8 protein-coding genes, 1 rRNA gene and 6 pseudogenes are annotated in these 13,268 nt (G+C 67.5%); 2 read left to right on the top strand and 13 right to left on the bottom strand.

Annotated features, from left to right (window positions below; genetic code table 11):
- Positions 1 to 238: 238 nt before the first annotated feature.
- Together H3H54_RS08080 and H3H54_RS08075 are read right to left on the bottom strand one after the other, a co-directional pair.
- Positions 239 to 1,758: ribosomal RNA gene (locus H3H54_RS08080) — 16S ribosomal RNA — on the bottom strand.
- Positions 1,759 to 2,257: 499 nt separating this feature from the next.
- Positions 2,258 to 2,955 (bottom strand): annotated as a pseudogene (locus tag H3H54_RS08075) (demethylmenaquinone methyltransferase).
- Positions 2,956 to 3,081: 126 nt separating this feature from the next.
- Here H3H54_RS08075 and serC point away from each other — a divergent pair.
- Positions 3,082 to 4,245, top strand: coding sequence for a phosphoserine transaminase (gene serC / locus H3H54_RS08070; RefSeq protein WP_262426195.1), 1,164 nt, complete (start codon positions 3,082 to 3,084; stop codon positions 4,243 to 4,245).
- Between the two features lie 80 nt (positions 4,246 to 4,325).
- On the opposite strand, the gene H3H54_RS08065 is transcribed toward serC, so the two are convergent.
- The 11 genes and pseudogenes from H3H54_RS08065 to H3H54_RS08015 form a co-directional block, all read right to left on the bottom strand.
- Positions 4,326 to 4,745 (bottom strand): MarR family winged helix-turn-helix transcriptional regulator, encoded by a 420-nt coding sequence (locus tag H3H54_RS08065; RefSeq protein ID WP_262426194.1) that lies wholly within the window; start codon positions 4,743 to 4,745, stop codon positions 4,326 to 4,328.
- A gap of 65 nt (positions 4,746 to 4,810) precedes the next feature.
- Positions 4,811 to 6,265, bottom strand: a complete 1,455-nt coding sequence (locus tag H3H54_RS08060; RefSeq protein ID WP_262426193.1) for an NCS2 family permease — start codon at positions 6,263 to 6,265, stop codon at positions 4,811 to 4,813.
- 97 nt (positions 6,266 to 6,362) lie between these two features.
- A pseudogene (nagB, locus tag H3H54_RS08055) lies at positions 6,363 to 7,161 on the bottom strand (glucosamine-6-phosphate deaminase).
- Between the two features lie 200 nt (positions 7,162 to 7,361).
- Complete coding sequence (locus tag H3H54_RS08050; protein WP_262426192.1) at positions 7,362 to 8,312, bottom strand: NAD(P)/FAD-dependent oxidoreductase; 951 nt, start codon at positions 8,310 to 8,312, stop codon at positions 7,362 to 7,364.
- A gap of 104 nt (positions 8,313 to 8,416) precedes the next feature.
- Positions 8,417 to 8,737 (bottom strand): annotated as a pseudogene (locus H3H54_RS08045) (NAD(P)/FAD-dependent oxidoreductase); the annotation flags it as partial.
- 78 nt (positions 8,738 to 8,815) lie between these two features.
- Positions 8,816 to 9,766, bottom strand: a pseudogene (locus H3H54_RS08040) (exopolyphosphatase).
- On the bottom strand, positions 9,763 to 10,311 hold the full coding sequence (locus H3H54_RS08035; RefSeq protein ID WP_262426191.1) for a DUF501 domain-containing protein: 549 nt from the start codon (positions 10,309 to 10,311) through the stop codon (positions 9,763 to 9,765). The pseudogene H3H54_RS08040 and the gene H3H54_RS08035 overlap by 4 nt, the downstream one beginning before the upstream one ends.
- Entirely contained in the window at positions 10,308 to 10,442 is a 135-nt protein-coding gene (locus tag H3H54_RS08030; RefSeq protein ID WP_262426571.1) for a hypothetical protein, read from the bottom strand. The genes H3H54_RS08035 and H3H54_RS08030 overlap by 4 nt, the downstream gene beginning before the upstream one ends.
- Positions 10,443 to 10,600: 158 nt before the next feature.
- Positions 10,601 to 10,993, bottom strand: a pseudogene (locus H3H54_RS08025) (septum formation initiator family protein); the annotation flags it as partial.
- A gap of 98 nt (positions 10,994 to 11,091) precedes the next feature.
- Positions 11,092 to 12,355 (bottom strand): annotated as a pseudogene (gene eno / locus H3H54_RS08020) (phosphopyruvate hydratase).
- A gap of 207 nt (positions 12,356 to 12,562) precedes the next feature.
- Positions 12,563 to 13,057, bottom strand: coding sequence for a MazG nucleotide pyrophosphohydrolase domain-containing protein (locus tag H3H54_RS08015; RefSeq protein WP_262426432.1), 495 nt, complete (start codon positions 13,055 to 13,057; stop codon positions 12,563 to 12,565).
- Between H3H54_RS08015 and H3H54_RS08010 the strand changes: the two genes are divergently transcribed.
- The gene (locus H3H54_RS08010) at positions 12,977 to 13,252 is read left to right on the top strand and encodes a hypothetical protein (RefSeq protein ID WP_262426570.1); all 276 of its coding nucleotides are present in this window, start codon (positions 12,977 to 12,979) and stop codon (positions 13,250 to 13,252) included. The genes H3H54_RS08015 and H3H54_RS08010 overlap by 81 nt on opposite strands.
- Positions 13,253 to 13,268: the final 16 nt, after the last annotated feature.

The following is a 13,268-nucleotide window of genomic DNA, read 5'->3' as shown; positions in this document are numbered from 1 at the left end:
CACAAAACCCCAGCCACCAAAGCGACCAGGGTCATGGGGCTGCGTGCAGCCTCACAACCCAATAGCGTGTCTCCACCTCAAACCACCCAGCAACCCACGTTCCACACCCCCAAGGGAGCTGTACTAGCAAGCCATACCGGCTGATGAAGTGCCTATTCGTTGATGTTCCACCCTTGAGCAACCACCCCCACCACACTCGGGCAGGAAAATGGCCACCATAATTGGTGATGCTCCTTAGAAAGGAGGTGATCCAGCCGCACCTTCCGGTACGGCTACCTTGTTACGACTTAGTCCCAATCACCGATCCCACCTTCGACAGCTCCCTCACGAGGATGGGCCACTGGCTTCGGGTGTTACCGACTTTCGTGACTTGACGGGCGGTGTGTACAAGGCCCGGGAACGTATTCACCGCAGCGTTGCTGATCTGCGATTACTAGCGACTCCGACTTCATGGGGTCGAGTTGCAGACCCCAATCCGAACTGAGGCCGGCTTTTTGGGATTCGCTCCACCTCACAGTTTCGCAACCCATTGTACCGACCATTGTAGCATGCTTGAAGCCCAAGACATAAGGGGCATGATGATTTGACGTCGTCCCCACCTTCCTCCGAGTTGACCCCGGCAGTCTCCTATGAGTCCCCACCATGACGTGCTGGCAACATAGAACAAGGGTTGCGCTCGTTGCGGGACTTAACCCAACATCTCACGACACGAGCTGACGACAACCATGCACCACCTGTGCACCAGTCCGAAGAAAGCCACATCTCTGCGGCCGTCCGGTGCATGTCAAGCCTTGGTAAGGTTCTTCGCGTTGCATCGAATTAATCAGCATGCTCCGCCGCTTGTGCGGGCCCCCGTCAATTCCTTTGAGTTTTAGCCTTGCGGCCGTACTCCCCAGGCGGGGCACTTAATGCGTTAGCTACGACGCGGAAAACGTGGAATGTCCCCCACATCTAGTGCCCAACGTTTACGGCATGGACTACCAGGGTATCTAATCCTGTTCGCTACCCATGCTTTCGCTCCTCAGTGTCAGTAATGGCCCAGAGACCTGCCTTCGCCATCGGTGTTCTTCCTGATATCTGCGCATTTCACCGCTACACCAGGAGTTCCAGTCTCCCCTACCACACTCTAGCCTGCCCGTACCCACCGCACGCCCGAGGTTGAGCCTCGGGTTTTCACGGCAGACGCGACAAGCCACCTACGAGCTCTTTACGCCCAATAATTCCGGACAACGCTTGCGCCCTACGTATTACCGCGGCTGCTGGCACGTAGTTAGCCGGCGCTTCTTCTGCAGGTACCGTCACTTTCGCTTCTTCCCTACTGAAAGAGGTTTACAACCCGAAGGCCGTCATCCCCCACGCGGCGTCGCTGCATCAGGCTTTCGCCCATTGTGCAATATTCCCCACTGCTGCCTCCCGTAGGAGTCTGGGCCGTGTCTCAGTCCCAGTGTGGCCGGTCGCCCTCTCAGGCCGGCTACCCGTCATCGTCTTGGTGAGCCATTACCTCACCAACAAACTGATAGGCCGCGAGTCCATCCTTCACCGATAAATCTTTCCAACCCCCACCATGCGACAAGGGTTCATATCCGGTATTAGCCACGATTTCCCGAGGTTATCCCGAAGTGAAGGGCAGGTTACTCACGTGTTACTCACCCGTTCGCCACTAATCGGGTGGTGCAAGCACCACCGTCATCGTTCGACTTGCATGTGTTAAGCACGCCGCCAGCGTTCGTCCTGAGCCAGGATCAAACTCTCCATGAAAAACATGAAAAACAGTATCCTGACAACATAAACAAACAACCAGCATATAACTGCTGTATCATCCGTATTATAATTGCCATTCAAAATAATGGCATCAAACAAACAGACACGCTATTGAGATATCAAGCAACACGCGCACTCAGTGCTACTGAACCCTTCCGAGTTCTTCGCTCCGAGGCAACTCCGCTAACTTACGGCTTCCGGTTCTCCGAGTCAAATCCGCGTGGTGTGATCCGCGCCGCAATCCTTCTTCGAGAGACCTGCCATGCCTGGTCAGAGTGGGAATCTCGGTCCGGCTCGCTGGCCTTCTCTCGTTCCCGTCCTCCTGGGCACAAGGAAGAACATTACGGGCCTGGCGCACCCCGGTCAAGCCAGAACAGCCATTTCAAGGGTGTCCTCGGCCACACAGTCGCTCCGGGCGCTATTCCTGCAGGTCACGCTCATCCCGAGCCGGCTCTAAGGCCTATCGGGCTCGAGAGCTGCCTCCGGGCCTCGGTTCTCAGGCGACCGGCACCAGGCCACGGTGCAGCGCGACGATGCCGCCGCTGAGGTTGCGGTACTGGGTCTGCTCGAGGCCCGCATCGATGAACCAGCGTCGCAGGCCTCCTGGTCCGGCCATTCGAGGATCGACTCTGCGAGGTACTCGTACGCGTCGACCGTCGTGGTGAGCTTCCCGGCGACGGCCGGCAGTGCGCGCAGCAGGTACTTCTCGTAGACAGTGCGGAACGGGCCCCAGCTCGGAGTCGAGAACTCGCAGACCACGACCCTCCCTCCGGGGCGGACCACTCTCACCATCTCGGCCAATGCCATGCGGGGCTCATGGACGTTGCGCAGCCCGAACGAGATGACCGCCGCGTCGAACGAGTCCGTGGCGAACGGCAGGTGCTGCCCGTCAGCTCCCACGAACGGCACCGGCGCTCCCCGGCGTCGCCCCTCGGACATCATCCCCAGCGAGAAATCTGCGGCGACAACTCGCGCCCCCTCCCGCGCGATCGCGGACGTAGAGGTGCCGGTGCCTGCGGCCAGGTCCATCACGGTGTCGCCCGGCTGGATCTGGAGCGCTTCGACCATGAGGTCGCGCCACATCCTGACCTGTCCCATGGCGGCGACATCGTTCATCAGGTCATAGCGCTTGGCGATGCCATCGAACATCGTCGCGACGTCGTACGGCTGCTTCTCGAGATCGGCACGGCTCATGCCCCGATCTTCCCACGCGGGCCGCCTCCCGTGGACCCCGGGTGCTCGGGCTCCTCTCCGCTGGGAGAATGGAGTCGGCGCCAGTACAGTCGGCGCCTCGGCCCACCCCTCAGGAGGAGACCCCGCATGACCGCAGCCAGCTCTGCACGTTCCGATGCCGTTCGCGCCCTGACCATCCCCCAGGAACTGCTGCCGGGCGATGGTCGATTCGGTTCCGGCCCCTCCCGCATCCGCGGTCAGCAGATGGAGGCGCTCCAGGCCGCTTCCCGCACGGTCATGGGCACTTCGCATCGGCAGGCTCCCGTGAAGGACGTCGTCGCCCGCGTGCGCGCGGGCATCGCTGAGCTGTTCTCTCTGCCCGAGGGATACGAGGTGGTGCTCGGCAACGGCGGCTCTACCGCGTTCTGGGATATGGCGGTGTTCGGTCTGATCGAGCGTCGGTCCCAGCATCTCGTGCTCGGCGAGTTCTCGCAGAAGTTCGCGTCCGAGGCGAAGGCGGCCCCGCATCTGGAGGAGCCCGAGATCCTGCGTTCCGAGCCGGGCGGTCTCCCCGTGGCGTCCGCCAACCCGGACGTCGATGCCTACGCATGGCCCCACAACGAGACGTCCACCGGCGTGATGGTGCCGGTGCAGCGGCCAGCCGGCGCCTCGCAGGACCAGCTGGTCCTGGTCGACGCGACGTCGGTGGCTGGGGCTGCCGCGGTGGATCTCTCCCAGACCGATGCGTACTACTTCGCTCCGCAGAAGGCCTTCGCCTCCGATGGCGGGCTCTGGCTGAGCGTCCTCTCCCCCGCCGCGATCGAGCGGGCCGAGCGCCTCGCCATCGCGAAGGATCGCTGGATACCCGCGTTCCTCTCGCTCACCAGCGCGCTGGAGAACTCCCGCAAGGACCAGACCCTCAACACCCCTGCGGTGGCCACGCTGGTGCTGCTGGCCGAGCAGATCGAGTGGATGCTCGACCAGGGTGGGCTGGCGTGGGCCGACGCTCGTACCAGGACCACCAGCGGCATGCTCCAGGACTGGGCTGCACGGCGCTCGGAGATCACGCCGTTCGTCTCCGAGCCGTCGGCCCGCTCCCAGGTGGTCACCACCCTGGACGTGGACGAGGCCATCGATGCCACGGCGATCACGTCGGTGCTGCGCGCCCACGGGGTCGTCGACATCGAGCCCTACCGGAAGCTCGGTCGCAACCAGCTGCGGATCGCGACCTTCCCCGCTGTCGGCGAGGACGATGTGGCGTCGCTGATCGCGGTGCTCGATCACGTCCTGGACACCACGTCCGACGCCTGAGGCTCACCTCCGCATGACGACGGCCGGACCACTGCGAGAAGTGGTCCGGCCGTCGTCATGTGCGGACTGCGCCGCAGTGCTCAGTCGCGCGGCGGGATGAGGATCGCGCGCAGCACGCGGGAGGCGTCGCGCAGCGCCGCCCTCTCCTCGGGAGGAGCCGCCTGGATACGGGTGCGGAGCCAGGCATCACGCTCGGCACGGCCTGCCAGCACCACTGCCTGTCCCTCTTCCGTGAGCGTCACCCTCACCTGTCGCCCATCGCCGGGGTGGGCGGCACGCTGCACGAGTCCGGCGTCCTCGAGCCGGCCCAGGATCCGGGTCATCACCGGCGGGGTGACGTGCTCGAAGTCCGCAAGCGCGCCCGGGGTGGACTCTCCAGCCCGCTGGAGGTAGGCGAGCACCGAGAACTGCGGTGCGGAGACGGCATCGGACGCGGTGTGGGAGCGCAAGATCCGGGAGGAGACGAGCAGCACCCGCTGCAGCTCGGCGGCGAGCTCCATGACCTCCTCCGAGTCTCCCTCGGAGCGCTCCTGTCCCGCTGCCCCCTCCCTCCCGGCGCCCTCTGTCACAGCAGCAGGCCCTCGATCGCTCCGCGCAGGAAGTATGCGACGAACATAAGAGCGATGAGGTACATCAGCCAGTGCACGTCACGGGCCTTGCCGCGTGCCACACGGATCAGCACGTACATCACGAAACCCGCGCCCATCCCGACGGTGATCGAGTAGGCGAAGGGCATGAGGATGATGGTGAGGAAGGCAGGCACCGCAATCTCGACATCGGAGAAGTCGATGTCGGTGATCTGGGTCATCATCAGGAACCCGACCATCACCAGAGCCGGGGTCGCCGCCTCGTAGGGGACCATCGCCACCAGCGGCGCGAAGAAGGTGGACAGCAGGAAGAGCGCACCCACCACGATCGCGGCCAGGCCGGTCCGGGCTCCCTCGGCCACGCCCGCGGTGGATTCGACGAAGCTCGTGTTGGAGGAGACGCCGCCGATGCCGCCCGCGATCGCCGCCGCGGAGTCGACCACCAGGATGCGCTGGGAATGGGGGATGTCGCCGTCCTCCTCCACGAGACCGGCGCCGGAGGCGACTCCGACCATGGTGCCCATGGTGTCGAAGAAGTCCGCCAGCAGCAGGGAGAAGACGATGACGGTCGCGCCGATCACGCCGGCGGCGGTGATGCCGCCGATCGGGTCGACCGTGAACAGGGTGGCGAAGTCGGGCAGCTGGATCGGGAACTCGGTGAGGGCCGGGACGTTCATCGCCCAGCCGCCGGGGTTGCCCTCGCCGGCGTCCCCTGGCGCGGTGAAGGCGCCCAGGTGCAGCACCCGCTCGATGACCATGGCCAGCACGGTCGCCGTGACGATCGCGATCAGGATCGCGCCGGGGACCTTGCGGATCCACAGCACGAACATCAGCAGCAGGCCGGTGACGAACACGAGCGTGGGCCAGCCGGTGAGGGAGCCGTCGTTGCCCAGCTGCACCGGGGTCCCGGCGGCAGTGGTCACGAACTTGGCGTTGAACAGGCCGAGGAAGGCGATGAACAGGCCGATGCCCACCGCGATGGCTGTCTTGAGGAAGGGCGGGACCGCGGCGAAGACCGCCTTGCGGAAGCCGGTGAGGACGAGGATCAGGATCACGACGCCCTCGAGCAGCACCATGCCCATGGCACCGCCCCAGGTCATGCCGGGCAGCGGTACGACGGAGTAGGCGAGGTACGCGTTCAGGCCCAGCCCCGCAGCGAGCGCGAGGGGGAACTTCGCCCACGCGCCCATGAAGATGCTCAGGATTCCCGCGATCAGCGCGGTGCCGGCGGCGACCGCCGGGAGGTTGGGCTCCGCACCACCGCCGAGGTACATGCCGGTCGAGTCGGGGACGGTGCCGATGATCAGCGGGTTCAGCACCACGATGTAGCACATCGAGAAGAACGTCACCAGACCGCCGCGGATCTCGCGGGAGACCGTCGAGCCGCGTTCGGAGATCTTGAAGTAGCGGTCCAGTCCGGAGCGCGGGGCCACGGCGGCCGGGGAGGAGGTCGAGGAGGGGGATCAGCCTGCTGCATGGGGGCGATCGTATCCGCACGCAGCCGGGGAGCGCCTCTCCGATCGCCTCACCTCAGCGCTGTGACGTGACCGGATTCTCGCTCTCGAGTGCACGGCTGTAGCGGTAGTAGTCGGCGAGCTCGAGCTTCGAGGCTGCGGCCTCATCCACGACCACGGTGACGTCGGGGTGGGTCTGCAGGACGGTGGCGGGCCAGCGCGCGCTGACCGCTCCTTCTGCGAGCTGAGCGATGGCGGTGGCCTTCCCCTCCCCGCAGGCGGTGAGCACGATGCTCCGCGCCTCGAGGATGGTGCCCAGGCCCTGGCTGAGGGCCCGCACCGGGACGTCGGACGCCGTGTCGAAGTAGCGCGCGTTGTCCTCGATGGTGGAGCGCGTCAGGCCCACCACGTGGGTGCGGGAGGCGAGGGAGCTGCCGGGCTCGTTGAACGCGATGTGCCCGTTGGAGCCGATCCCGAGGATCTGCAGGTCCACTCCCCGGCCTCGCGGATCCGGCGGTCGTATGCGGCGGCTTCGGCGACGGGGTCGGCGGCGGAGCCGTCCAGCGAGACGACGAGGCGGCATCATCGATGTCGACCTGTGACGTGAAGTTCTCGCGGATGAAGCGGTGATAGCTCTGCTCATGGCCGGCGGGCAGCCCCACGTACTCGTCGAGCAGGAAAGCACGGCTGGCCGCGAAGGACAGCCCGTCCTCCCGATGGCGGCGGATCAGCTCGGCATAGGCGGGGACCGGGGAGGATCCGGTCGCCAGGCCCAGCACGGCACCGGATTCGCCGGCCTCGCGCACAGTGTGCTCGAAGAGGTCGGCGACGACCTTCGCACCTGCATCGACGTCGGCGACGATGTGGATCTCCATGAATGCTGCCTTCCGGCTCGGTGCGCCGCTCTACGGGGGTCCGAGGATCGTTTCTGCTCTTTTCGGGAACTTCGATCCTAAACGGCTGCGCGTCACAGACGTGGCTCGACAGGCCGGGGAAGCAACGGACGCCGCCGCGCAGCCGCGCGACGGCGTCCGTTCCCTCACGGAAGCGCCTCAGCGGGCCGCTCCCGTACGGATCACTTCTTCTTGCCGGTGTTCGCGGCGTACTCGAACGCCGCGCGCGGGGTCTCGGTCTGCGGGATGCCGATGATGTCGCGACGCGAGATCAGGTTGGTGGCCCAGCCCGCGACGACGGAGGCCTTGCGACCGAAGGTCGGCATCGCGTAGACGTGGTACGCGCGAGCCATTGCCCAGGCCGGCAGGCCGCGGATGTCGAGCTCCTTGTCGCCCACCTGCAGGCGGCCGACGCCCTTGTACATGCCGAGCGTGGCCATCACACCGAGGTTGCGGTGGTAGTAGTCCACCAGCGGGCGACCCTGCACGGAGCGGGCGATGTTGTCCGCCAGACGCTTCGCCTGACGCACCGCGTGCTGGGCGTTGGGCGGGCAGAACTTGCCCTCGCCCGAGGCGAGGTCCGGCACTGCGGTGCAGTCGCCGGCGGCGAAGACGTTGTCCAGAGGGCCGTCGACACCGTTGACGCGCAGATCGGCCAGCGCCTCGAGCTTGCCCATCATGGGTCCGCGCTCGGTGACGACGGGGAGGTCGGAGGACTCCGCGTCCGAGAGCACCGGGGCGGGCTTCACGCCGGCGTTCCACACCAGCAGGTCGGACTCGAACTCGTCGCCGTCGCTGGTCTTGATCACGCCGTTCTCGGCGGAGTTCAGGAAGGTCTCGAGCTTGACCTCGATGCCGCGCTCGCGCAGCTGGTTGAGGACGTAGGCGCGCTGATCCTCGGTGAGCTCGGGGAAGATGAACGGTGCGCCGTCGACGAGCACGAAGCGGATGTCCGAGGCGTGCAGGTCGGGGTAGTAGCGCAGCGCGTCGCGGACCATGTCCTCGGTCTCTGCCACGGCCTCGCCGCCGGCGAAGCCGCCGCCGATGAAGGTGAAGGTGAGCAGACGCTTGCGGACGCTGGGGTCCTTGGTCGAGGCGGCCTCTGCGAGGTTCGCGAGGATGCGGTCGCGCACGGCCGCGGCCTCCTCGACCTGCTTGAAGCCGATGGCGTTCTCCGCGCGAGGCCCGGGATGGGCAGCAGGCGCGGCACCGCACCGAGGCCGACGACGAGGTAGTCGTAGGCGATCTCGAGCTGCTCGCCCTCTTCCATGTCCACCACGACGGTGTTCTCGGCGCTGCGGATCGCAGAGACCGCACCGGTGACGATCTTCGCGCCGGGGAGCACCTTGCGCAGCGGCGCGAGGACGTCACGGGGATGGATGCTGCCTGCGCCGACCTCGGGGAGGAACGGTGCGTAGGTCATGTAGGGACGCGGGTCGACGACCGTGATCGCGACCTCCGCACCGAGAGTCTTGCGCAGCTCGGATGCGGTCGTCAGGCCGACGGAACCGCCGCCGAGGATAAGAACGTGGGGCTTGCCGCCGAAAGTGTTGGTCATGCCCCCAGCCTAGAACCGCGGAGGCCCTGAGACAAAAGGCATGAGACGAATGCGGCCCTCCGTGAGACGCAGGTGCGCTCAGCAGGCCTGATCGAGCAGATCCAGCGCGATCCCGTCGAGGATGTCGTGCTCGCTCGTGCGCGTCTCGGCGATCCCTGCGGCAGCCGCCACGCGGGCGACGATCCGCGACCAGATCAGGGCTCCGGCGCCGATGACATCGATGCGACCAGGGTGGATGACCTGGTGCTGCGCTCGCTGTTCCCGGGTCTCGGCGAGCAGGGTGCGGCAGATCGCGGCGACCTCGTCGACGGTCAGAACAGCGCCATGGGTGACGTCGGGACGATAGTCCTGGATCCCGCTGGCGACGGCAGTGACGGTCGTCACTGTCCCGGCGACGCCGACCAGCGCAGCGGCCTCCGCGAGGGGCACGGCCGTCTCCGCCTCGTCGAGGAGTGCGTCTATATCTGCGGTGGCGGAGGCGACCTCGGCCGCGGTGGGCGGGTCCGAGACGAGATGACGCTCCGTGAGCCGCACCGAGCCGATGTCCATGCTGATGCGGTGGCTCGGGGTCTCGGTGCCGAGCACGAGCTCCGTGGAGCCGCCACCGATGTCGACCACCAGCCGAGGGCCCTCCGGAAGGTCCCACCGTGCTGACCGCGCCCCGGAAGGAGAGCGCCGCCTCCTCCTGTCCGCTGATGACCTCCGGCTCCACGCCGAGGATCTCCCGGATGCCGTCGATGAACAGGTCGCGGTTCGCGGCATCGCGGGTCGCGGAGGTCGCGACGAAGCGGATGTCCTGGCGCGCCACACCGTGGTGCTCGATCAGGTGCGGTAGCGGCGAGCGGCATCGAGGGTGCGTTCGACCGCCACCGGGTCGAACCGGCCGGTGCGATCCACTCCGAGACCGAGACGGACCATCTCCAGCCGGCGTTCGAGGTCGACCATCGCTCCGGTGGCCTCGTCGCGGCGTGCGATCAGCAGTCGGATCGAGTTGGTGCCGCAGTCGATCGCGGCGACGGGCGCGCTCATCGTCCCTCCGTCCCGTCCGTCGGGACGCTGTCGCAGCGGCACACCAGCTCGGGCGTCGCACCGTCGATGCCCGCCAGCACCTCGTCGGCGATCGGATTGATCCCGGGCCCCTCCGCGAGCGCCTGGCCCGCGACCGCGTGGAGGCACTTCACCCGAGTGGGCATGCCTCCCGCGCTGACGTGGTGGACCTCCTCGGCATCACCGAGCTCCTGCCGGCGCGTCAGATAGCGCTCGTGAGCGCGCCGGTAGGCGGCGGCGAGATCCTCCTCCTGCTCCAGGCGCGTGCTCAGCTCGGCCATCAGGCCGGCGGCCTCGAGACGGGAGAGCTCGAGAGTCAGCCAGGGAAGGGTCAGGTAGAGCGAGGTGGGGAACGGCGTCCCGTCCTCGAGGCGCGGCGCGGTGCGGACGACCGCGGGACGCCCGCAGCTGCAGCGGCGTGCGATGGAGACCACCCCACGCATGTCCCGGCCGAGCTGTTCACGCATGACATCGAGGTCATGCGGGGTGGCCGGGGAGTCGTAGGGCAGGGCGGGGAGTGTGGTCACTGATCGGGGTCCTGGTCGGTGGTGGTGTCGGCGGGGTCCTGCTCGGAGACGTCGTCGTCGGTCGACCCGGTCTCGTCGGGGATGTCTGCGGGGGTGAGGCGGCTGGAGCCCTCGACGCTCTCCCAGAGCACGGAGAACCATTCGCCCTCCTTCGCCTCCTCCGCGGCCTGCTCGGCCTCGGTGAGGGGAACGTCCTGGCCAGAGGTGTCGGTGAGCCGGTACTGGGTCTCCCCGGCATCGCGAACAGAAGTCGTTCACGGGCTCGTGCGGCGACGTAGGCCGGGTCCTCCCATCGCGCGACCTGGGTGCGCAGGTCCTCGACCTGCTGCTCCTGCTGCGAGACCTGCGTGCGCAGATCGGACAGCTGCTGTCGCTGCGCGACGTAGGAGTTGACGGTGGGCACCAGTGCGGCCAGAGCGACGACGACCAGCGCGATCAGTGCGAGCGTGCGCCGGGTGATGGTGATGCCGGGGCCGTCCTCCTCCGGGGCGCCCGTGCCGCCTGCCGCAGGGCGGGAGGCGGCAGCCGGGCCTCGGGAGCGGGTCGGGGAGCTGGTCTTGGTGCTCGTGCGGGAGCTGGTCGTCGCGGGGCCCGAAGAGGTCCGCGCCCCGGGGCGCCTGCCCCCGGACGCGGAGACCGGGCGCCTCGTCGATCGCGGGGCGCCCGGTCGTCTGCTGCTCATGCGACGAGGTTACAACCTCGTGCTGAGTTTTTCTCAGGCCTCTGATCGAGTGCCTGATCTCCTACCGCTGATGCTTCTCGTGCTTTTCAGTACGTCGATCAGGCGGTGAAGCGCGGGAAGGCGTCGGCGCCGGCGTAGCGCGCGGCCTCGCCGAGCTCCTCCTCGATGCGCAGCAGCTGGTTGTACTTCGCCACACGCTCGCCACGGGCCGGTGCGCCCGACTTGATCTGACCGCAGTTGGTGGCCACGGCGAGATCGGCGATGGTGGTGTCCTCGGTCTCACCGGAGCGGTGGGACATCATGGCCTTGAAGCCCGCACGGTGTGCGAGGTCCACGGCGTCGAGGGTCTCGGAGAGCGAGCCGATCTGGGTTGACCTTCACCAACAGCGCGTTCGCGGAGCCCTCGGCGATGCCGCGGCTGAGGCGCTCGGGGTTGGTGACGAACAGGTCGTCGCCCACCAGCTGGGTCTTGCTGCCGAGGCGGTCGTTCATCGCCTTCCAGCCCTCCCAGTCGTCCTCGTCCAGCGGATCCTCGATGGAGATCAGCGGGTAGGCGTCGACCAGCTCGGCGTAGTAGTCGACCATCTCGGCCGAGGTGCGGCTGGCACCCTCGAAGGTGTAGGTGCCGTCGGCGTAGAACTCGGTGGCGGCCACGTCCAGAGCGAGCGCGACCTCCTTGCCGACCTCGAAGCCCGCCTTGCCGATCGCCTCGACGATCAGGTCCAGTGCGGCGCGGTTGGAGTCGAGGTTCGGCGCGAAGCCGCCCTCGTCACCGAGACCGGTGGCCAGACCGCGCTCCTGGAGCACAGCCTTCAGCGCGTGGTAGACCTCGGCGCCGACCCGCATCGCCTCGGAGAAGGTCTCCGCACCGATCGGCGCGATCATGAACTCCTGGATGTCGACGTTGGAGTCCGCGTGCGAGCCGCCATTGAGGATGTTCATCATCGGCACCGGCAGGACGTGCGCGTTCGGGCCGCCGACGTACTGGTAGAGCGGGATCCCGGCGGAGTCCGCAGCGGCACGGGCCACGGCGAGCGAGACGCCGAGGATGGCGTTGGCGCCGACGGTGCCCTTGTTCTTGGTGCCGTCGAGCTCGAGCATCGCGGCATCGATCGCGCGCTGCTCCTGGACGTCCATGCCCAGGATCTTGGGCTGGATGTCGGCCACCACGGCGGCGACGGCGTCCAGGACGCCCTTGCCCAGGTAACGGGACTTGTCGCCGTCACGACGCTCGACGGCCTCGAAGGCGCCGGTGGAGGCGCCGGAGGGGACCGCGGCGCGGGCGAACGTGCCGTCGTCGAGCAGGATCTCCACCTCGACGGTGGGGTTTCCTCGGGAGTCGAGGATCTCGCGGGCGTGCAGGGGCGATCCAGAGCTGCCATGGGCTGTTCCTTCCGTCGGTTGAACTTCCGTCACGGCCGGTCGGCGCTGACCGTCCACCGGACAGTCTAGGCCGTGCGCCCCGGGTCACGGTCCCGGGCTCCTCCGGTGGCGACGTCCGGCGGCGTCTCCAGCGCATCGACGTGCGTGCGGGTCCTGGCCAGCAGGGCGCGCAGGGCGGTCTCCGGATCATCGTCCCGGGACTCCGCGGCGACCACGAGATCGAGCAGGGCGCGGGCGAGGTCCCCTCCCCACTGCGAGGCGTCCTGCGCCTCGGCGGCTTCGTCGGCGGCGGCGAGCAGCTCCTCGAGCCGTCCCTCGGAGCGGGCACGGTGGACCACCTTCGCGGCGCTCTGCAGCGCAGGCAGCTCGGCGGGGATCCCGTCGAACCAGCCCTTGCGCCGCCCGCCCTGCTCGGCGCGTTCCGCGGATTTGACCGCATGCCACTGGGCGATGATCTGATCGACGTCCTCGGGATCCTCGAGCGCTGCCCTCCCGCCCGGTCCCGAAGACGTGAGGGTTGCGCCGCTCCATCTTCTCGACGAAGGCGCGGGCGACGTCGTCCACATCCCAGGCCGGGTTCTCCTCCTGACCCACGCGGGCATGGAAGAGGATCTGGAACAGCAGGTCCCCGAGCTCGTCGGCGAGAGCCCCCGGGCCCTGGGCGTCCGGGTCGTCGATCACCTCGAGGACCTCGTGGGTCTCCTCCAGCAGGTACCGCGCGAGCGAGGCGTGGGTCTGCCGGTGCGTCCAGGCATCTCCGTCGGGCGCCCGCAGCGCCTCCATCACCTCCACCGCTCGCAGCAGCGCGCTGCCGCGAGGAGCGGAGGTCTCGGTATCGGATGGCCCGTCGTGCTCGGGGGCGTTCTCGGGGGCTGAGGGCTGCTGCGATCGG

The organism is Brachybacterium sp. Z12, from assembly GCF_014400405.1.
In the GTDB taxonomy this organism is placed as follows: domain Bacteria; phylum Actinomycetota; class Actinomycetes; order Actinomycetales; family Dermabacteraceae; genus Brachybacterium.
This window is presented reverse-complemented; position numbering and strand designations above follow the sequence as displayed.

What these genes read in the sequence shown, in the direction of transcription:
- serC (WP_262426195.1), top strand. Translation starts at nt 3,082, where the DNA reads ATGACCGCAGCCAGCTCTGCACGTTCCGATGCCGTTCGCGCCCTGACC.
- H3H54_RS08065 (WP_262426194.1), bottom strand. Translation starts at nt 4,745, where the DNA reads ATGGAGCTCGCCGCCGAGCTGCAGCGGGTGCTGCTCGTCTCCTCCCGG.
- H3H54_RS08010 (WP_262426570.1), top strand. Translation starts at nt 12,977, where the DNA reads ATGGAAGAGGATCTGGAACAGCAGGTCCCCGAGCTCGTCGGCGAGAGC.